Origin of the sequence: Bacillus sp. F56 (assembly GCF_001748205.1) — a bacterium.
GTDB lineage: Bacteria > Bacillota > Bacilli > Bacillales > Bacillaceae > Bacillus > Bacillus stercoris.
On record NZ_BDFC01000004.1, the window covers coordinates 837,911 to 856,894 of the forward strand.

Annotated in this window: 20 protein-coding genes; 11 read left to right on the plus strand and 9 right to left on the minus strand. The window is 44.1% G+C overall.

Going from position 1 to position 18,984, the window contains the following annotated elements:
- Positions 1 to 6: 6 nt before the first annotated feature.
- Genes liaF through liaR form a run of 3 tightly spaced genes read left to right on the plus strand, consistent with a single transcriptional unit; the run spans position 7 to position 2,424 of the window.
- The gene (liaF, locus tag BFW96_RS04310; protein ID WP_069838753.1) at positions 7 to 732 is read left to right on the plus strand and encodes a LiaRS two-component regulatory system accessory protein LiaF; all 726 of its coding nucleotides are present in this window, start codon (positions 7 to 9) and stop codon (positions 730 to 732) included.
- Positions 729 to 1,811: a two-component system sensor histidine kinase LiaS gene (gene liaS, locus BFW96_RS04315; RefSeq protein ID WP_069838754.1), complete on the plus strand. Its 1,083-nt coding sequence runs from the start codon at positions 729 to 731 to the stop codon at positions 1,809 to 1,811. The genes liaF and liaS overlap by 4 nt, the downstream gene beginning before the upstream one ends.
- A complete protein-coding gene (liaR, locus tag BFW96_RS04320; RefSeq protein WP_040081859.1) occupies positions 1,789 to 2,424 on the plus strand; it encodes a two-component system response regulator LiaR in 636 nt (211 codons plus the stop codon). Before liaS ends, liaR begins: the two co-directional genes overlap by 23 nt.
- Positions 2,425 to 2,431: 7 nt before the next feature.
- Here the strand turns inward: liaR and gerAC are convergent, their stop codons facing one another.
- Genes gerAC through gerAA form a run of 3 tightly spaced genes read right to left on the minus strand, consistent with a single transcriptional unit; the run spans position 2,432 to position 6,064 of the window.
- Positions 2,432 to 3,553 (minus strand): spore germination receptor protein GerAC, encoded by a 1,122-nt coding sequence (gene gerAC / locus BFW96_RS04325; RefSeq protein ID WP_069838755.1) that lies wholly within the window; start codon positions 3,551 to 3,553, stop codon positions 2,432 to 2,434.
- On the minus strand, positions 3,550 to 4,647 hold the full coding sequence (gerAB, locus tag BFW96_RS04330) for a spore germination receptor protein GerAB (protein WP_069838756.1): 1,098 nt from the start codon (positions 4,645 to 4,647) through the stop codon (positions 3,550 to 3,552). The genes gerAC and gerAB overlap by 4 nt, the downstream gene beginning before the upstream one ends.
- Positions 4,616 to 6,064 (minus strand): spore germination receptor protein GerAA, encoded by a 1,449-nt coding sequence (gene gerAA, locus BFW96_RS04335; protein WP_032726836.1) that lies wholly within the window; start codon positions 6,062 to 6,064, stop codon positions 4,616 to 4,618. Before gerAA ends, gerAB begins: the two co-directional genes overlap by 32 nt.
- Before the next feature lie 117 nt (positions 6,065 to 6,181).
- On the opposite strand from gerAA, the gene BFW96_RS04340 reads away from it, so the two are divergent.
- On the plus strand, positions 6,182 to 6,367 hold the full coding sequence (locus BFW96_RS04340; protein WP_003221676.1) for a YvzF family protein: 186 nt from the start codon (positions 6,182 to 6,184) through the stop codon (positions 6,365 to 6,367).
- 66 nt (positions 6,368 to 6,433) lie between these two features.
- Positions 6,434 to 7,822 carry a class II fumarate hydratase gene (gene fumC / locus BFW96_RS04345; RefSeq protein WP_003228523.1) on the plus strand — a complete coding sequence of 463 codons (1,389 nt, stop codon included), beginning with the start codon at positions 6,434 to 6,436 and terminating at the stop codon, positions 7,820 to 7,822.
- A 39-nt stretch (positions 7,823 to 7,861) separates the two neighbouring features.
- Here the strand turns inward: fumC and BFW96_RS04350 are convergent, their stop codons facing one another.
- Positions 7,862 to 8,737, minus strand: a complete 876-nt coding sequence (locus BFW96_RS04350) for a TetR/AcrR family transcriptional regulator (RefSeq protein WP_069838757.1) — start codon at positions 8,735 to 8,737, stop codon at positions 7,862 to 7,864.
- 167 nt (positions 8,738 to 8,904) lie between these two features.
- On the opposite strand from BFW96_RS04350, the gene spxO reads away from it, so the two are divergent.
- Positions 8,905 to 9,069 carry an anti-adapter protein SpxO gene (gene spxO, locus BFW96_RS04355; RefSeq protein WP_003221681.1) on the plus strand — a complete coding sequence of 55 codons (165 nt, stop codon included), beginning with the start codon at positions 8,905 to 8,907 and terminating at the stop codon, positions 9,067 to 9,069.
- 28 nt (positions 9,070 to 9,097) lie between these two features.
- Here spxO and cssS read toward each other — a convergent pair whose 3' ends face one another.
- Positions 9,098 to 10,453 (minus strand): two-component system sensor histidine kinase CssS, encoded by a 1,356-nt coding sequence (gene cssS, locus BFW96_RS04360; protein WP_069838758.1) that lies wholly within the window; start codon positions 10,451 to 10,453, stop codon positions 9,098 to 9,100.
- Positions 10,450 to 11,127, minus strand: coding sequence for a two-component system response regulator CssR (gene cssR / locus BFW96_RS04365; RefSeq protein ID WP_003228529.1), 678 nt, complete (start codon positions 11,125 to 11,127; stop codon positions 10,450 to 10,452). Before cssR ends, cssS begins: the two co-directional genes overlap by 4 nt.
- A gap of 278 nt (positions 11,128 to 11,405) precedes the next feature.
- Between cssR and htrB the strand changes: the two genes are divergently transcribed.
- Positions 11,406 to 12,782, plus strand: a complete 1,377-nt coding sequence (htrB, locus tag BFW96_RS04370) for a serine protease Do-like protein HtrB (RefSeq protein ID WP_069838759.1) — start codon at positions 11,406 to 11,408, stop codon at positions 12,780 to 12,782.
- Positions 12,783 to 12,826: 44 nt separating this feature from the next.
- Here htrB and mrgA read toward each other — a convergent pair whose 3' ends face one another.
- Both mrgA and BFW96_RS04380 read right to left on the minus strand, forming a co-directional pair.
- Positions 12,827 to 13,288, minus strand: coding sequence for a metalloregulation DNA-binding stress protein MgrA (gene mrgA / locus BFW96_RS04375; protein WP_069838760.1), 462 nt, complete (start codon positions 13,286 to 13,288; stop codon positions 12,827 to 12,829).
- A gap of 89 nt (positions 13,289 to 13,377) precedes the next feature.
- Entirely contained in the window at positions 13,378 to 14,220 is an 843-nt protein-coding gene (locus BFW96_RS04380) for an oxidoreductase (protein WP_069838761.1), read from the minus strand.
- 133 nt (positions 14,221 to 14,353) lie between these two features.
- Here BFW96_RS04380 and BFW96_RS04385 point away from each other — a divergent pair, with 133 nt between their 5' ends.
- From BFW96_RS04385 to BFW96_RS04400, 4 genes are all read left to right on the plus strand, one after another.
- A complete protein-coding gene (locus BFW96_RS04385; RefSeq protein ID WP_069838762.1) occupies positions 14,354 to 16,150 on the plus strand; it encodes a M3 family oligoendopeptidase in 1,797 nt (598 codons plus the stop codon).
- A 109-nt stretch (positions 16,151 to 16,259) separates the two neighbouring features.
- Positions 16,260 to 16,697 (plus strand): YusW family protein, encoded by a 438-nt coding sequence (locus BFW96_RS04390; RefSeq protein WP_069838763.1) that lies wholly within the window; start codon positions 16,260 to 16,262, stop codon positions 16,695 to 16,697.
- 216 nt (positions 16,698 to 16,913) lie between these two features.
- The gene (locus BFW96_RS04395) at positions 16,914 to 17,741 is read left to right on the plus strand and encodes an ABC transporter ATP-binding protein (RefSeq protein WP_079288351.1); all 828 of its coding nucleotides are present in this window, start codon (positions 16,914 to 16,916) and stop codon (positions 17,739 to 17,741) included.
- A gap of 25 nt (positions 17,742 to 17,766) precedes the next feature.
- Positions 17,767 to 18,054 carry a YusU family protein gene (locus BFW96_RS04400; protein WP_083252791.1) on the plus strand — a complete coding sequence of 96 codons (288 nt, stop codon included), beginning with the start codon at positions 17,767 to 17,769 and terminating at the stop codon, positions 18,052 to 18,054.
- Positions 18,055 to 18,073: 19 nt separating this feature from the next.
- On the opposite strand, the gene BFW96_RS04405 is transcribed toward BFW96_RS04400, so the two are convergent.
- On the minus strand, positions 18,074 to 18,961 hold the full coding sequence (locus tag BFW96_RS04405; RefSeq protein WP_069838764.1) for a LysR family transcriptional regulator: 888 nt from the start codon (positions 18,959 to 18,961) through the stop codon (positions 18,074 to 18,076).
- Between the last annotated feature and the right edge of the window lie 23 nt (positions 18,962 to 18,984).

Here is an 18,984-nt window from a genome sequence, read left to right on the forward strand (position 1 = left end):
CCAGGAATGACAAAAAAACAGCTTCTTGGATTTATTATTGCTTTATTCGGCATCAGTATGTTTTTGCAAATTATCGGAATAGGCGATCTGCTGTTTTGGCCGCTCTTTTTTCTGATTGCCGGCTATTTCCTTAAAAAATATTCCCGTGATTGGCTTGGCTCGGTCATGTATATCTTTGCCGCGTTTCTTTTATTGAGAAACCTCTTCAGCATCACCTTTAATTTATTCGGCTATGCGTTTGCCGCATTTCTGATTTACGCCGGCTACAGGCTTGTCAAAGGGAAGCCGATATTCGAACCGAATGAGAAACGGGTCAACCTCAATAAAAAAGAACATCATGAGCCGCCGAAAGATGTGAAACAGCCTGACATGCGCAGTTTTTTTATCGGCGAGCTGCAAATGATGAAGCAGCCGTTTGACCTGAATGATTTAAATGTCTCTGGTTTTATCGGTGATATCAAAATCGATTTATCTAAAGCGATGATTCCCGAGGGAGAGAGTACAATCGTCATTAGCGGAGTCATTGGAAACGTTGATATTTATGTGCCATCGGACCTTGAAGTGGCTGTCAGCTCGGCTGTTTTCATAGGTGACATCAATCTGATCGGCTCGAAGAAAAGCGGATTAAGCACGAAGGTATATGCCGCGTCAACTGATTTCAGCGAGTCAAAGCGCCGGGTCAAAGTATCCGTTTCCCTATTTATCGGTGATGTGGATGTGAAGTACGTATGAGAAAAAAACTGCTTGCCAGTCTTCAATGGCGCGCCATCCGCATGACAACGGGAATCAGCCTCCTGCTTTTTGCCTGCATGATTACCTTTATGATGTTTTACTACCGGCTCGATCCGCGTATTTTGCTGTCATCAAGCTGGTTCGGAATACCGTTTATCCTGATTTTGCTGCTGATCAGCGTGACGATCGGTTTCGCCTCAGGGTATATGTACGGCAACCGATTGAAGACAAGGGTTGATACATTAATTGAATCGATTTTAACCTTTGAAAACGGCAATTTCGCTTATCGGATACCGCCGCTCGGAGATGATGAAATCGGCCTGGCCGCCGATCAGCTGAACGAAATGGCGAAGCGCGTGGAGCTTCAAGTCGCATCCTTGCAGAAGCTTTCCAATGAACGTGCGGAATGGCAGGCGCAAATGAAGAAGTCGGTCATATCGGAAGAACGCCAGCGATTGGCCAGAGACCTGCATGACGCTGTCAGCCAGCAGCTCTTTGCCATATCGATGATGACATCAGCCGTGCTGGAACATGTCAAGGATGCTGATGATAAAACAGTCAAGCGGATCAAGATGGTCGAGCATATGGCAGGTGAAGCCCAAAATGAGATGAGGGCGCTGCTGCTCCATTTACGGCCTGTCACCCTTGAAGGAAAAGGGCTGAAGGAGGGCCTTACGGAGCTTTTGGACGAGTTCCGAAAAAAGCAGCCGCTTGATATTGAGTGGGATATTCAGGACACAAAAATATCCAAGGGTGTTGAAGACCACTTGTTCAGAATCGTGCAGGAGGCCCTTTCAAACGTATTTAGACATTCAAAAGCGTCTAAAGTAACCGTGATTCTGGGTATAAAGAACAGTCAGCTCCGTCTGAAGGTGATTGATAATGGAAAAGGCTTTAAAATGGGTCAGGTGAAAGCATCCTCATACGGCTTAAATTCTATGAAAGAACGTGCAAGTGAAATCGGCGGGGTCGCCGAAGTGATTTCAGTAGAAGGAAAAGGCACACAAATCGAAGTGAAGGTCCCGATTTTCCCGGAAGAAAAAGGAGAGAACGAACGTGATTCGAGTATTATTGATTGATGATCATGAAATGGTCAGAATGGGGCTCGCGGCTTTTTTGGAGGCGCAGCCAGATATTGAAGTCATCGGCGAAGCATCGGACGGCGGCGAAGGTGTTCGGCTTGCTGCGGAACTATTGCCTGATGTCATTTTAATGGATCTAGTCATGGAAGGCATGGATGGCATCGAAGCTACAAAGCAAATTTGCCGGGAGCTTTCCGACCCGAAAATAATTGTTCTCACAAGCTTCATTGATGATGACAAAGTGTACCCGGTTATTGAAGCTGGCGCGCTCAGCTATCTGTTGAAAACCTCAAAAGCGGCAGAAATCGCCGATGCCATTCGCGCCGCAAGCAAAGGAGAGCCAATGCTGGAATCAAAAGTGGCGGGAAAAGTATTGTCCAGGCTGCGCCACTCAGGTGAAAACGCGCTCCCGCATGAATCACTTACGAAACGGGAGCTCGAAATACTTTGCCTGATCGCAGAAGGAAAAACAAACAAAGAAATAGGCGAGGAACTGTTTATTACGATTAAAACAGTCAAAACACATATTACGAATATTTTATCAAAGCTGGATGTCAGTGACCGGACGCAGGCGGCGGTGTACGCGCATCGAAATCATCTCGTAAAATAGGCGGCTCCTATTTGTTTGCGCCTTTCGTTCCGAAGTCTCTGACGATCACATTGACCCGGTAGTCTATTTCCGCATTGCTGAAATAATCATCGTCCCATTTTCTTGCGATCTTTTTCCACTTTTGAGGATAATGAATTCTGACTTGGTTTCCCAATCCGGTTACGTCCGCTTTGATGTCTTTCTGCAGCTTCTCTGTAATAAATGTCGTTACTGTTTTGTGTACTTGTTTTTCGACTGTCTTTTCAATGCTTTTAATATATGAATCCTTAAACGAATCTTCATTTGGATTCCAGTCCTCAGATAGACGACCTTCAATAGTGCGGGTGACAGTGAATTTAAACTTTCCATCCTTGTAGTCCGTCTTGATTTTCCGATTGCTCGAATATACTTCATAAGAAAAGAGATGGCCATGGCGCTTCAAGTCAATGACGCCTCCTTCGACAGTGCCTGAAAATAAGTTGACATTTTGAACCTCAATCGGAGTGAGATCCCGGTGCCATAATTTATTTTTTATGATAGAGGCTCCGTTTATCGCGAGCTTGCCGTTTTCCTTACCGACATGAGGGATGAGGAATGAATCGTCAGAGGTTAAGTGTTCTGAGATCTCCCCCAATGTAACTGGCTCCATCATTCTGATTGACACCTTATTATTCTCTGTCAAATCATATATCACGTTGGATGCGGGTTCGCCTTCATCATTCATTTTAAATATATCCTTAGTTCGGCCGTTGGTGATAAAGACGTAGGAACTCCTCCTTGTTCCGTTGTCTCTGACAAACTGGTTAATGATCGCGTCCATTCCAATCTCATCCGCAATCACGCTCTTGGAAAGCAGAATAAGTCGCAAATGCTGTGAAAACGTAGGATTATGCTTTAATGCAGAGGTTCTCATCATTTGATGGACAGTTTCACCCTTTGTGATAGACAGCTGTGTCGGGTCAGATGAAGAGCCCTCCTTGGCGCTGATTTTTTTCGGCACGAGAATCTGCTGTGTCAGCTCTAAATTTTTATCGTTGGGCTTGTCTAGGCCTACTCCGATGACCAAACTTAATTCCTCGATATTCTCGCTGTCCCAACATCCGGACAGCAATAGGGTGCATATAAACATACATAAAATCCGGGTTTTCATTTTGCTGTAATCCTCCTTTTGAGAGCTACAATGAAAAAGAGAATGAAGGGAAGCAGAAACAGGAAGATGAAAATATATCCAAGATAATCGCTGTACATCATGACTTGATTGGCGTCATCCGGCCAAAGAGAAAAATAAAAGACCGTTATGCCGATGATCACCATACTTTTTTTAGTCGATAATCCGAATGTCTTCTTTAACCCATTAGCGGCAAAGTATCCGTAAATGACAAATGTTGTGAAAAACTGGATGATCCAGACCACCAGTAAAAATGATTCAAACCGTTCAATAAATATGCCTTTAAGCTCAAAGGACTGAAAGAGAGAAATAGTCGGCCAAATCAGCGTTTTTACCTCGGGAGCGGTCAAAGCTCCGACAACGATAATATACGTAAGGATATATAAGATAATCGGAATCAGAAATCCTAGAGACGCATATCTGAACGTGTATTTCTTTTTCTTCATATGTTCAGGAAGAAACAGCATCACTTCCATTCCTAAAAAAGAGATGGAAACGACGGTAAGGGAGTTTGCAATGGGTCCAAGGCCTTCGCCTAAAACAGGACGCAAATTATTAATATCAAAAATTTTAAAACTGATCCCAAACACAACCAGCAAAATAATAATGGTTACCGTTAAATAAAAGGGAAACAGCCGCGACACATCACTTAAACCCCCGACGATTAAATAAATACCGCAGCAAATAAACGTTAAAATAATGACTTGAATTGGGGTTCTCTCCAGCAGGAAAAACTTCACCATTTCAGCCATTGCCCGTGTCTCGAAGCTGGCTACGCCGAGGAAATAGCCGCAGATCAAAAGGCCGATGATGCTGCCGATCCATTTCCCAAGCCCTTCCTTCAAATATTCAAAGAGTGAAGGGTATTGATGTTTTTTCTGAATGAGCGTGTTTAAATAAATGAAGAAAATAAAAATGAAACCTTCTAATATCAGCGTGATCCAGCCGTCAGGCGTATTAGCCTTAGTGGTCAGCGCTCGCGGCAATGTTAAAAGTCCGGCCCCAAGCATTGTATTTGCAACAATAGAAATACCTTGAAAGGTATTAAGTTTCAGTGGAGTCTGTTTTTGGCTCATTTGGATTATTCGCCTCTTTTGGTTTGTTTTTAATTGGGAGACGGATAATGGAGTCATCCGTATTTTTCAGGCTAAAGAATCCGTTTGGCGAAAAATACGGAGACCCAAAGCTCGTTTGTCTCGTTAAGTGCGTATAAACGACAAGCATAAATAAAATAATGCCGTACAGCCCTAAAATAGCGGCGGAAAACATCGAAATAAAACGCAGCACCCGGAAAGACAGACCCATTCCGTATTGAGGAACGGTAAAGGATGCCAGGGCAATGACACTGACGACAATGACCATAATCGAACTGACGAGATTCGCTTCTACAGCAGCCTGTCCGATGACTACGCCCCCGACGAGGCCGATCGTCTGTCCGAGCGGATTGGGGAGTCGCAGTCCGGCTTCCCTTAGCAGCTCGATGGTGACTTCCATCAGCAGGGCTTCAAATATCGGAGGGAACGGCACGTTTTCCCTGTTCGCCGAAATTGTAACGGCGAGCGCGGTCGGCAGCAGCCCCTGATGGAAGGAAACAAGTGCTATATAAATCGATGACAAAAACAAGGTGATAAAGATAGAAGCAAAGCGCAGCGACCGGATAAGAGATGCTGAAATCCAGCGTTCATAGTAGTCATCCGGGGATTGCATCAGGATGCCGAGAGAAACCGGCACCAGCAGCACAAATGGTGAACTGTCGACCAAAATTGCCACACGGCCGTTAAACAGGGCTGAAGATACTTTGTCAGGTCTTTCCGTATTTTGAATCTGCGGAAATGGTGAATATTTATTATCTTCAATGAGTTCCTCGAGCGTTCCGCTGTCCTGGATATCTTCCAGCTGGATATTTTTAAGCCGCGCCTTCACTTCTTTTATGACGGACTTTTTTGCTTTGCCTTCAATGTACATAATGGCTGCAGGCTTCAGCTTGTTTTCGCCGATCATGATTTTTTTGGTGATCAATTTCGGATGAGAGGTTCTTTGTCTAATCAGAGCGAGATTTGTATCGATATCCTCTACAAACGCTACTTTTGGGCCGCGTACCACTTTTTCAGTTGTCGGCTCTGTCAGGCTTCTTGTTTTTTTCTTTCCTGTGGTCAGAATATAGGCTTTATCCAATCCGTTGATAAACACAGCACAATTGCCGTTGAGAATCGATTCAATCGTTTTTTTTGCGGTTTCAACAGGTCTTGCGTCAAGCTGGTCAAGGCGTTTTTTGACCTGGTCAAGCGTTAAGGTCTCCTCATCTTTAATTAAAGTTTTAATGGCTTCTGACACCTTATTCTCATCAGTCAGTTCACTGAAATAGAGATAGTAAAAAACCAGTCCGTTCGCAAGCATTTTTTTGTTTTTCACCAGATCATCGTTTTCTTTTAATTTTGGCAGCACCAATGCTAAATTATCGTGTATATATTCCTTAAACTCTGTTTGTTCCAATGAGGTCACCTCTTATCCAAAACCTTAGTAGAGGTTATCTTTTCCTGTTAAAAAAATGATATACTGTGTTAGAGTATTTCATGGAATAAGTTTTTTTATGAAAGCGGAGGATACGAAGTGGCACAGGTAAGGCTAGCTGGAAAACAAGAAGAAATTGAACAGCTCATTAGATCATTTGAAAAGCATTATGATGTCTCTTATACATCAAAGGAGTACGGAAGGACGAATCCAAAATACAAATATTCAAAGGATTCCCGCGTATATCTTGAATTAAAATTAAAATCTGCCAAGATCGAAAAATAAAAAGGATTTTTTGTGTCATTGGCGAATTATGATCTATTGAAGCAACCGTTATGGAGGGATACATAAATGGAATACAGAATTGAACGAGACACCATGGGAGAAGTAAAAGTTCCTGCTGATAAATTTTGGGGCGCCCAAACACAGCGAAGCAAGGAGAACTTTAAGATCGGTTCTGAAAAAATGCCGATGCGTGTTGTGAAGGCGTTTGCAATTTTAAAACGAAGCACTGCTTTAGCTAATAAACGCCTCGGCAATCTGGATGCTGAAAAAGCAGAAGCGATTGCAGCGGTTTGTGATGATGTGCTCAAAGGCAAGTACGATGACAACTTCCCGCTTGTCGTATGGCAGACCGGAAGCGGCACACAAAGCAATATGAACATGAACGAAGTGGTAGCCAACCGTGCGACTGCTTTATTAAAAGAGAAGAACTCTGATCAAACGATTCATCCAAATGATGACGTGAACCGAAGCCAAAGCTCAAACGACACATTCCCGACGGCGATGCATGTTGCCGCTGTTTTGGCTGTTTACGAGCAGCTTGTGCCGGCGCTTGATCAGCTTCGCAATACACTGGATGAAAAAGCAAAAGCATACAATGATATTGTCAAAATCGGACGCACGCATCTTCAGGATGCTACGCCACTGACCCTCGGACAGGAAATCAGCGGATGGGTTCACATGCTGGACCGTTCGAAGGAAATGATTTTGGAAGCGACAGATAAAATGCGTGCGCTTGCAATTGGTGGAACGGCTGTCGGAACGGGTATCAACGCCCACCCAGAGTTTGGAGAGCTTGTCTCAGAAGAGATCACTAAGCTGACCGGCCAAACGTTTAGCAGTTCACCGAATAAATTTCACGCGCTGACAAGCCATGACGAAATCACTTATGCGCATGGCGCATTAAAAGCGCTTGCGGCTGACTTAATGAAAATCGCGAACGATGTCAGATGGCTCGCAAGCGGACCTCGCTGCGGCATCGGGGAGATCGTCATTCCTGAAAATGAGCCGGGAAGCTCCATTATGCCTGGTAAAGTCAACCCGACACAAAGCGAAGCGTTAACAATGATCGCAGCGCAAATCATGGGGAACGATGCGACAATCGGCTTTGCTGCGAGTCAGGGAAACTTTGAACTGAACGTGTTTAAGCCTGTTATTATTTACAACTTCCTGCAATCTGTGCAGCTGCTCAGTGACGGCATGAATTCATTCCATGATAAATGTGCTGTCGGTATTGAGCCTAATAAAGAAACCATTCAGGAAAACCTGTCAAATTCATTAATGCTTGTTACGGCGCTGAACCCGCATATCGGTTATGAAAACGCGGCGAAAATCGCCAAGCTTGCACATAAAGAGGGATTGACGCTCAAAGAAGCAGCTTTGAAGCTTGAATTGCTGACAGAGGAGCAATTTAACGAAATGGTTAAGCCGGAAGACATGGTAAAACCAAAGGCGTAATAGTAAGAAAGAACGGCTGCTTTTTAAGCAGCCGTTCTTCTAAATATGTTGCTGTTTTAATAAATATTTAAGCTGTTCCGCATCTTTGGCGAGAGCTTCAGACTCCATCAGATTATGAATCATTCCTTTTATGATCGCCAGCTTCGGTGTTTTTTTCTTCATTTCTGCTTCAAGTATGTCCAAGCTCTCCGATAATTCAAGAGAGGAGTTTGTGTGTAAGCTGTTAATTTTGTCACGTAGGCTTTTCACAATCGATTCAGTCAGCGGGTCAGGCCGTCCGTGCGTAAGAGGCCCGAATAAAGAGCTCGCCTCTTCCAATGTGATGAAAGGCTTATCGTTTCGTTCAGACATGCCTTTTACCATATCATCAATTCGATTCATAATGATATCAGATAATTGAGACGGCTTTACAGCATACCCGAGCAAAATCATGCATTCCAGATAAATCTGGCTGATGCCCTCTATTAAAAAACAAAGCTCTGCAGTGTACGGTTCCGCTTTTTTTCCGTAGATGTTCAGCAGACTGTCGATATGAAATTGAAGTGAGGACTGGCGGATTTTTTTTGCGCACTGCTCCACTTCCTCTGTGTAAGGCAGAGAACCTTCCTTCATTTGCATGCTGATAAAATCCTTGTGTTCAAGGATGTTTTCATAGAGTACGGTCAGCTGTTTGCGGTAAGCCGTTCTGGGGCTTTCGTCCTTCGTTTTAATATTTAAAATTCGGGTAAACGTTTTATCATAATAGTAGTTCAGCATAGACAGAAGAAGCGCTTCTTTCGAAGGAAAATAAATATAAAAAGCGCCTTTAGATATTTTGCATTCTTTTGCGATTTCTTGGACTGATGTTGAGTTGTATCCTTTTTGTGCAAACAGTTTTAAGGCTGTTTCAATAATCAGCTTTTCTTTTTCCTTCAATGGTTCCACCCTTTCGGAGCCCTGAGGCCTGCTAGGATATGACCATATAGTCACACCTTCTGTTATAAAATTAACCTTATTGTAACTTGTTTTTTTATCATGTATTATTTATATTATAAATTGAGATGACCGAATGGTCAAAGCTCAAGCGAAAGGGTGAATCTAGAATGAGAGAATTGGACGAAATGATCAGCCGCTTGCGAAACAGAGGTATCAAAGTGGAGAAAGTCAAATATCCGAAGCAGACCTTGTCAGAGAAAAAATGGGTTCATCAATGCAAACAGCCGCTCAAAACAAATTACAGAGATTTTAACGGCTATTCTTTCACATAAAAAAATAGACTGCAAAAACATCTACAGTCTATTTTGGCACTGCTATGCGGTATGTTACACCCGTTTTGTCATTTTCAATTGAGATAGACGCCTTATGAAGAGTTAAAATTCGTTTTACGATGCTTAGACCAATGCCGAATTCGCCTTTCTTCCCTTTATTAAAAGGCTCATAGAGGCTGGAGAGCATCTCATTTTCAATATGCGGACCGTCATTTTTAATGGTGATCACGATATTTCGATCATCTTGTTTCATGCTGATTTCTATTTTTGTCTCAGCATAGCGGATTTGATTTTCCAGAATGTTTTCGAGGAGTTTGTTCCATTGCTCCGGATCACCCGGCATCAAAATATCCTCTTCTACATCAATTTCCCACGATAGTTCTTTCCGCGCCCACTTCAATCGTTCGATGACTTCTTCTGTCACTTCCACGATACTGAACATGTCGTGCTGCACTTTTTGTTTCGCTAAATAATCCAGCTTCGTTAAATATAATAAATCCTTTATTTTTTTCTCCAGCTTAAGCGCTTCGCATTCTATGACATCTACAGTGTTTTCAAGATCTCCTTTAGGGAAAATCCCGTCTTTAATTGATTGTGTATAGCCTCTGATGACCATGACCGGCGTTTTTAAATCATGAGAGATATTTTGCAACAGAGTTCTTTCTGTTTCATCCTTTTGCACAAGCTTTTGGCGCATCTCTTCGATGGTATGGCCCAATTTGCCGATTTCATCTTTCCGATCTACTTTTACTGGGTCATCCCAATCCTGTTCTGAAATCCGTTTGACGTGTTTTTCAAATGATACGAGTGGCCTTGATAAATACTTTGCAAGCCAAATGGCCGGAATCCAGCTTAATAAAATGACGACAGCTATAATAAACAGAAGCTGTTTGAACAAGGTGTAGGCCAAATCGTCCCGATAAGAATCAAGCGCATAAGAGAGCATCATCGCTGATTGGCCATTGACGGAAAGTCCCTTTTTAATAACAAAAAACACTTTCTCTCCATTGACGTCGGCGCTGTACCGTTTCTTTTTTTCCTCCTGCTTATCAGCCAGCTTGTATACCTTGTGGATAAACGAAGACGACAGAATGCTTAAATCCTTGTCTGAAGAAGCATCTTCATTTTCAGGCAGGAGCACGTGCTGTACGGAGCGGACTGTTGTCGGCGCCGTCGCTTCCTCACTGTAATAGCGCCTTTCAATTGAACCCGGCAGGCGGTACTCCGTCAGAACATGCTGCTCATTTTCAATCGTCGTATACGTTTCATTAGTGAAAAAATCTCGCAGCGTGTTTGAAAATAACACAAGCAGTAAAATCGATATCGCTAACAGGATGCCGGAGATAACAACCCATATCTGAAACGCGAGCGGTTTGTTTTTCATGATGACATCATCCTGTAGCCGAAACCGTAAATCGTCTCCACCTTCAATTCTGGCATCTTTCTGCGCAGTCTCCGAACGAGGTCATCAACGACCCGGTCTGTTCCGAAGTAGTCATGTCCCCATACTTTTAATAGGATATCCTCACGAGAGTATGGATGCCCTTTATGATGGATAAATAATAGCAGGAGATCAAATTCCTTCGACGTCAAATTGATGATATTTCCGTTTTCATCATAGACCTCGCGGGCGTCTTCAGCGACCCGATACGAGGAGACGGCAATTTCATTTTTTTGTACAGGCGGAGCTTCCTTATATACGAGCTGCAGCAGTTTTTGCACACGGATAATCAGCTCCCGCGGCAGAAATGGTTTTGAAATGTAGTCATTGCTGCCAAGCTCTAAGCCAAGCACTCTGTCAATATCTGCATCACGGGCGGAAATAAAAATGACCGGCACGTCAGGATCTTTCGCCTTGATTTCTTTAATTAATGTATAGCCGTCGGTATCGGGCAGCATGATATCGAGAATCCATAGGTGGGGAGACGGTGTCATTTTCTTTCTGGCGTCTTCACCTTTCGTAAAAGATGTAATGTTCCAGCCCTCATTCTCTAAATACTTCGTCAGCAGTTCATTCAGGTTATCCTCATCTTCAACTAGATAAATGGTGTATGACAAGGCTCTTCACATCCTTTCAACGTCATTATAAACTAGTTTTAACATACGGCTGGCAATTTTCATAATTTCACATATTCTTTTCATTTTTATCCCACAATGTTTGTTTATGATATGTATAAGGGAAGAAAGGAAGAGAAAAAGAGCGAGGAAGATGTAGGATGATCAAACATATTCTATTTTGGTGCTTTGCTTTTCTCCTCATTATTGGGACAATTGAACTTGTACATGCGATGAATATGTAACGATAAATGAATAACCGTTAAAGGGAGTGCAAGAACATGGATTATCGACGTGATGGCCAAAACGATCAACATCAAACAGAACCTTCACATACAGAACAGCATCATACAGAAAACCAGAAGCTGATAGGACATTCTGAACAAGAATTGCTTGACGCGCCTGTGTCGTATGATGCGGGACGGCAGGAAACAGCTTCTGCGTTAGAAATGGAAAAGCAAGAAACGGCTGTGAAAAAAGAAAAAAAACGGAGAGCCGCATGGCTAAGTCCGATTTTAGGCGGTATTATCGGCGGGGGCCTTATGCTTGGCATTGCGCCTTATCTGCCGTCGGACCAAAATCAGGCGACCGAGACCGCTTCTGCAAATAAACAGGTGCAGTCTGATAATTTTACTTCGACACCGATAACGAACGCTTCAAACGTCGCTGATATGGTAGAGGATTTAGAGCCGACGATTGTCGGAATTTCAAATATCCAAACCTCTCAAAATAACACATTCGGCACGGGAGGCGGCTCCAGCTCAGAAAGTGAAAGCGGAACCGGGTCAGGTGTTATTTTCAAAAAAGACAGCAATAAAGCGTATATCATTACAAACAACCATGTCGTTGAAGGCGCGAACAAGCTGACTGTTACGTTATACAACGGAGAAACGGAAACTGCCAAGCTTGTCGGCAGCGATACCATTACTGATTTGGCGGTTTTGGAAATCAGCGGAAAGAACGTCAAAAAAGTGGCGAGCTTTGGTGATTCTTCACAGCTGCGCACGGGCGAAAAGGTAATCGCTATCGGCAACCCGCTCGGACAGCAGTTTTCCGGTACGGTGACACAAGGCATCATTAGCGGGCTGAACCGGACAATTGATGTGGATACAACGCAGGGCACGGTGGAAATGAACGTGCTGCAAACTGATGCAGCGATCAATCCGGGGAACAGCGGTGGTCCGTTAATCAATGCAAGCGGCCAGGTCATCGGCATCAACAGCTTGAAGGTGAGCGAAAGCGGTGTGGAATCACTCGGATTTGCGATCCCAAGCAATGATGTCGAGCCGATTGTTGACCAGCTGCTGAAAAACGGAAAAGTGGATCGTCCGTTTTTGGGCGTGCAAATGATTGACATGGCGCAAGTTCCTGAAACCTATCAGGAAAATACGCTCGGCTTGTTTGGAGATCAGTTAGGCAAAGGCGTTTATGTAAAAGAAGTTCAAGCGAATTCACCTGCGGCAAAAGCAGGCATTAAATCTGAGGATGTTATTGTCAAACTAAACGGTAAAGACGTGGAAAGCAGCGCGGATATCCGCCAGATCCTTTACAAAGACTTAAAAGTCGGAGATAAAACAACAATCCAAGTGCTGCGAAACGGAAAAACGAAAACGTTGAACGTGACACTGACGAAGCAGACAGAAAGCAGCTCAAGCTAAGAAGAAAACAAAAAGCTGAACCCAATTAAGGTTCAGCTTTTTTGTTATCCTAAATAAGAGGAAAGCATCCACACTTGTTTTTCAACTTCTTCAATTAATCCGACAAATAAGTCCGCTGTCGCATTGTCTTGATTTTCTTCAGCCAGGCCGATCATGAATTTAGATTCGCTGCTGATTTGTTTGTAGTCGTTAACCAATGCTTGTACCATTTCTGAGGCTGATGTTTCGTTTCCGCCGTCTGTGATAGATGCATGCTCAGCGTATTCTTTCACTGTGGCAACAGGCTGCCCGCCGATCGCCAGCAGGCGCTCAGCGATGGTATCGACTGTTTCCGCCGCATGGTCATAAAGTTCTTCAAATTTCTCGTGCAATGTAAAGAAATGAGGTCCTTTCACATACCAATGGAAACGGTGGAGCTTAGAGTATAAAAGAAACCAGTTTGATAATTGTGTGTTCATTGAATTCTCAACTAATGTTTGATTTGTTTTTGCGTTTTCAGTTTTCATAAGATAACGTCCTCCTTGTGATCTGTTAATTTAATTATATCATATACTAAATAAAAATCAATACTAAATTATAATAATTATAATTTAGATTAGCTGAATAGTTTTTTCTTCAGGATAGATTCCCACGCAGACCAAGGAAAAAGCGATCGGAACAGCAGGGTAAGCTTGATGCCTTTTCCAACCGGATATCGCAATTTTTTTAAATGCTTTGTTGTTGCCAATTGATAAATGAGGTCGGCAACCTCTTGGGGATCTCCGCTTTCTTCTCCGTTTTTTTCAACGTACGAAAGGATCTTTTTATAGTATTGGTGATAGGCTGAATCGTCAGCAGGCTCCGACATAAAATTTGATAATGAGGTTGACCAGATCGATGTCTTGTATGAGCCTGGCTCGATCAAAGCGGTTTCGATACCGAACGGAAGCAGCTCGATACGCAGGCTTTCAGAAAAACCTTCCAATGCATGCTTGGAAGCTACATAGGGCGAGAGCGCAGGGAACCCGGTCAGTCCGCTGATGCTGCTCACGTTTATAATCTTTGCGCCGCCATGTTTTCTTATGTAAGGCAGCACGGTTTTTGTCACATGGATCACTCCGAAGACGTTCGTTTCAAATTGTTGTCTGAAATGTTCCATCGGCACATCCTCGATAAATCCTCCATAAGCCGTTCCAGCATTGTTGACGAGTAGGTCGATCGGGGCGTAAGCACTAATGGCTTTTCCGAATGAGACTATAGATTGTTCATCGGTGACATCAAGAGCCGTAATGAGAATGGAATCAGACACATTGTGTGCTGCAGCCAATTCCCGAAGCTGTTCCGCTTTTTCAGGCTGTCTTGATGTGGCAATCACGAAAAATGATCGGGCGAGCCTTACAGCTGCAAGCAAACCAAAGCCGCTTGATGCTCCTGTTACGATTGCTATTTTTTTATTCATCCTAACCCTCCTATTAAACTGCTACAGCTATTGTACTATCCTGAACACGAAATGACGCCTGTAATAGAAATTTTTATACAATAATTCAGAATTGTTCTATAATATAACGAAAGAAGGAAAGGGGTTTTGTGATATGGCGCTGCAAGGGGTAGACCAAAAATGGGATCTTGATTCATTTTTTAAGGGTGGGAGCCAATCAGAAGAATTCAAAGGGTATATTGAGAAGTTGTCACAAAGTCTGCGTGCATTTCAAGACATGACTGACGCGTTTCAGGTGCCTGCATCGTCTGAAGAGGCTGATGAGCTGGTCGCGTTGCTAGATTTATTCGAACAGACATCCGTCAAGCTTCAGCAGGCCGGCGCTTTCGTTGCTTGCCTTCAGGCCCAGAATATCAATGATCAAAAGGCTATAGAGCATCAGTCGCTTATGAATCGGCTTTACGCGGATTTTCAATCGTCACTCGTTACATTAGATCATAAACTTGTGGACGTAGATCAAGACGTGTGGAATGAATTGCTAACAAAACCGGGATTACGCGATATATCTTACATATTAAATGAAAGAAGACAGAGGGTTGCCGAAAAGCTTAGCCCAGGTAAAGAAAAACTGATCGGAAACCTTGCGGTGGATGGATATCACGCTTGGAGTGACTTATACAATATGGTAGTCGGGAAAATGACGATCCCGTATGAGGAAAACGGTGAAAACAAGCAATTGTCTGTCGGTCAGGCGGAGAATATGATGGACCATCAAGACCGAGCTGTCAGAAAAGCAGTTTATGAACGTTTCCATCAAGCATGGGAAAGCAAGCAGGATCTTTTCAGCAGCACGCTGAATCATTTGGCGGGATTTCGGCTTGAAACCTATAAAGCGCGCGGCTGGGAGAATGTCCTGAAGGAACCGCTGCAGATCAACAGGATGAAAAAAGAAACACTTGATACGATGTGGCAGGTCATCACTGAAAACAAGCAGCCGTTCGTTCAGTTTTTGAACCGGAAAGCATCCATGCTCGGTCTTGAAAAGCTTAGCTGGTACGATGTTGAGGCGCCGATCGGTTCTGACGGAAAGGCCTATTCCTATGATGAAGCCGCGAATATTATTACCAGCCAGTTTTCAACTTTTGGCAAAAAGCTGTCCTCATTCACTGAAAAAGCGTTTCGGGACGGCTGGATTGAGGCGGAAGACAGAAGTGGAAAAAGAGTCGGCGGCTTTTGCACCAGTTTTCCTGACAGCGGGGAATCCCGGATTTTCATGACATTTTCGGGCAGCGCCTCAAATGTCTCTACTCTTGCGCATGAGCTCGGGCACGCGTTCCATCAGGAAGCAATGCTCGACGTCAGGCCGTTAAACCGTTCCTACGCTATGAACGTTGCGGAAACGGCTTCAACGTTTGCAGAGATGATAGTCGCGGACGCGACTGTCCAGCAGGCCGAGACGAGGGAAGAAAAGCTTGTTCTTCTGGAGGATAAAGTGCAAAGAAGCGTTGCGTTCTTCATGAACATTCACGCGAGATTTTTATTCGAAACGAGATTCTACGAGGAACGAAAGCGGGGAGTGGTACCGGCCGGCCGATTGAATGAGCTGATGGAAGAGGCGCAAAGAGAGGCTTACTGTAATGCGTTAGGAGAGTATCATCCGCTTTTTTGGGCATCAAAGCTTCACTTTCACATCACGAGGGTGCCGTTTTACAATTTCCCTTATACATTCGGCTACCTGTTTTCTCTTGGTATTTACGCGCTGGCGCTTGAAGAAAAAGACACATTCGAAGAGAAGTATATGGCACTATTGCGTGATACGGCTTCTATGACCGTGGAGGATTTGGCGATGAAGCATTTGGGTGCTGACATCACGAAGCGCGATTTCTGGGAGAATGCCATCAAGCTGGCTGTGCGTGACGCCGAAACCTTTTTGCAAATGACCGAATCTTAAAGAAAAAGCCGTGGCGTTAAATGCCACGGCTTTTTCAATTCTTCTCTGAATGAGGATTTCATTCTCTGGATATACCTAAAACAAATGGAATCCTACAGGGGGGAAACATATGCATTTGATCAGAGCAGCCGGGGCTGTATGTCTCGCAGTGGTTCTGATTGCAGGCTGCCGTCTCAATGAAGACCAGCAGCAGGCAGAAGGAGAAAATACAGCCGCCACCCAGCTGAAGTCCGTTCCCTACAGCAATTTTTCGCTTCGTGTGAGCTACGGGGATGGTGAGCATAACCGTTATGAAGGAATCTATACAAAGAACGGGACTCAGGAAAAAGCGGAAATACAGGATAAGCTCTCCGGTGTCAATCAGGAGGGAGAAGAAGCATTGGATGAGATGAAAATGATTCTGAGCGAGCTTTCCGTGACAGATCAAATGGCTGAAACAGAAGTGATACACAGCGTACTGGCAGCATTTAATCTGGACAGTCATTATGATCATATCGATTTAAAACTAAAGCTGAAGGACGGCTCCATCAGAGAAATCAAGAAATAATCGTGTGATAAATAAACCATAAACGCCAATTATGTCCAAAAAACTAATTGAAAATGATTTTCAAAGTCAGTGTTTTCTGCTACAATGTGGGATAGATGACCATATCAAATGGCTGAATATCGAATCACTTGCATTGACGACAATTGACTGAAAAGCATGTATATAGAAAACGTGCAATACATAGTGCTGCTAAAAAGCCAGCAAAAAGGAGCGGTTATGGGTATGAGTGCAATTTCTACAGAAACGCTGAGCTTAGGATACGGGGATGCCGTTATTATTGATGAGTTGAATTTAACAATTCCCAAAGGTGAAATTACCGTATTTATTGGCAGCAATGGCTGCGGAAAATCGACACTTTTACGTTCATTAGCGCGCCTGATGAAGCCGAGAGGCGGTTCTGTGCTGCTGGAAGGAAGAGCCATTGCCAAGCTTCCGACGAAGGAAGTCGCAAAAGAGCTCGCCATCCTGCCCCAAGGTCCTTCGGCTCCAGAGGGGCTGACGGTGCACCAGCTGGTGAAGCAAGGAAGATATCCTTACCAAAACTGGCTGAAGCAGTGGTCAAAAGAGGATGAGGAAGCAGTTGAGAGAGCGCTTAAAGCAACAAAGCTTGAGGACATGGCTGACCGTGCCGTTGATTCTTTGTCTGGCGGACAGCGCCAGCGGGCTTGGATCGCGATGACGCTTGCCCAGGAAACGGATATCATCCTTCTAGACGAGCCGACGACGTATTTAGACATGACACATCAAATTGAAATTCTTGATTTGCTGTTTGAGCTGAATGAAAAGGAAGAGCGGACGATTGTTATGGTTCTCCATGACTTAAACCTGGCATGCCGCTATGCGCATCATCTTGTGGCCATAAAAGATAAACAGATTTATGCAGAAGGCCGTCCGGAAGAGGTTATCACTTGTGACCTTGTGCAAAATGTGTTTTCTATGAACTGTCAGGTTACACAGGACCCGCTGTTCGGAACGCCTCTTTGCATTCCTCATGGCAGGGGCAGATGCATTGTCCAGGAAGCGGCTTTCACATCACATGGATAAATAACGCCAGCGAAGGAGCTTTCATTTGAGAAAGCTCCTTGCTGTTTTTTCGAAAGGAAGATGGAAAATGGAACAAAAACTTCAGGAACAGCTGGATGGATTGCTGGAAAAGTATACGGAACTTCTGCTTGGTGAAACAAACGATGAGCTAAAAGAAGAAGTGAAGCAATGGATTTTGTACACGCATATAGCCAAGAGCATGCCTCCGCTTGCTAAGCATTGGAATGGGACATACCCCGACGCAAAGCAGGGCATTAAAGATATCATTCAGCATATTAAAGAATTAAATGAAGCGCATCGAAACAAACAATAGCCAAAAAGCAGTCTGCTCATCATAGCAGGCTGCTTTTTTGTGATTCGTCCGTTTTACCTGGTGCAAAGGAATCCATAAAGGTCCGCAGCGCGCTGCTGATAAATGAATCTTTTCGAACAATAAATTCTGTTTTCATCTGTCTGAGTGTTTCAGGCAGCGGGTACAATTGAATCGATCCTTCTGCCTCATGCTTCTGTACAACCGTTCTAGGCAGCAACGAGATGCCAAGACCTGCTGTAACCCCGCCGATAATTGCTTCAAGCGTACCAAATTCCATAATGACCGGCTGTGTGATACCGACGGAGCGCAGCCATTTTTCAAGTGTTTCTCGATACGAGCAGCCTGTGCTGTATACGAGAATCGGCTTTGTGATGGCTTCCTCAACATCGGACACAGAGGCAGCCGAAACAACTACTGGTTCTTCCTCGAATGCCGGATAGGATTCGAGCTCTGGATGATTGCATTCGCATCCGATAAACGCGCCGTCCAATTCATAACGAAGAACTTTATCAAGGAGAAATTGTGTATGTCCTGTTGTTAAAGACAACTGGACGTTTGGATGTTCTTCATAATAAGATGCCAGAAGCTTTGGAAGCCTTACCGCGGCAGTTGTCTGAGTGGAGCCGATCATAAGCGGCCCGCTTGGTTCTGCGGAGGATGAGAGCGCTTTAGACGCTTCATCAAGAAGGCCGATAATTTTATTTGTGTAGTCCAGCAGCAGCTTTCCGCTTGCAGAAAGTGTCATGCCCCGATTATGGCGCAAAAACAGCGTCGTACCCAGTTCAGCTTCCAATTGTTGAATTCTGGCCGTGACATTCGATTGCACATAGCCAAGCTGCAAGGCCGCTTTCGTAATGGTCCCTTCACGGGCTACCATTTGAAACACACGTAAATCTCCGCTCTCCATTTTGAACTCCTCCGTTTATTTGA

Bases quoted from the DNA above. Each gene is read 5' to 3' on its own strand.
- BFW96_RS04405 (WP_069838764.1), bottom strand. From the start codon at position 18,961: ATGGAGAGCGGAGATTTACGTGTGTTTCAAATGGTAGCCCGTGAAGGG.
- gerAB (WP_069838756.1), bottom strand. From the start codon at position 4,647: ATGAGCCAAAAACAGACTCCACTGAAACTTAATACCTTTCAAGGTATT.
- BFW96_RS04395 (WP_079288351.1), top strand. From the start codon at position 16,914: ATGGGTATGAGTGCAATTTCTACAGAAACGCTGAGCTTAGGATACGGG.
- mrgA (WP_069838760.1), bottom strand. From the start codon at position 13,288: ATGAAAACTGAAAACGCAAAAACAAATCAAACATTAGTTGAGAATTCA.
- liaS (WP_069838754.1), top strand. From the start codon at position 729: ATGAGAAAAAAACTGCTTGCCAGTCTTCAATGGCGCGCCATCCGCATG.
- htrB (WP_069838759.1), top strand. From the start codon at position 11,406: ATGGATTATCGACGTGATGGCCAAAACGATCAACATCAAACAGAACCT.
- cssS (WP_069838758.1), bottom strand. From the start codon at position 10,453: ATGAAAAACAAACCGCTCGCGTTTCAGATATGGGTTGTTATCTCCGGC.
- liaF (WP_069838753.1), top strand. From the start codon at position 7: ATGACAAAAAAACAGCTTCTTGGATTTATTATTGCTTTATTCGGCATC.
- fumC (WP_003228523.1), top strand. From the start codon at position 6,434: ATGGAATACAGAATTGAACGAGACACCATGGGAGAAGTAAAAGTTCCT.
- BFW96_RS04385 (WP_069838762.1), top strand. From the start codon at position 14,354: ATGGCGCTGCAAGGGGTAGACCAAAAATGGGATCTTGATTCATTTTTT.
- spxO (WP_003221681.1), top strand. From the start codon at position 8,905: ATGAGAGAATTGGACGAAATGATCAGCCGCTTGCGAAACAGAGGTATC.
- BFW96_RS04390 (WP_069838763.1), top strand. From the start codon at position 16,260: ATGCATTTGATCAGAGCAGCCGGGGCTGTATGTCTCGCAGTGGTTCTG.
- gerAC (WP_069838755.1), bottom strand. From the start codon at position 3,553: ATGAAAACCCGGATTTTATGTATGTTTATATGCACCCTATTGCTGTCC.
- BFW96_RS04380 (WP_069838761.1), bottom strand. From the start codon at position 14,220: ATGAATAAAAAAATAGCAATCGTAACAGGAGCATCAAGCGGCTTTGGT.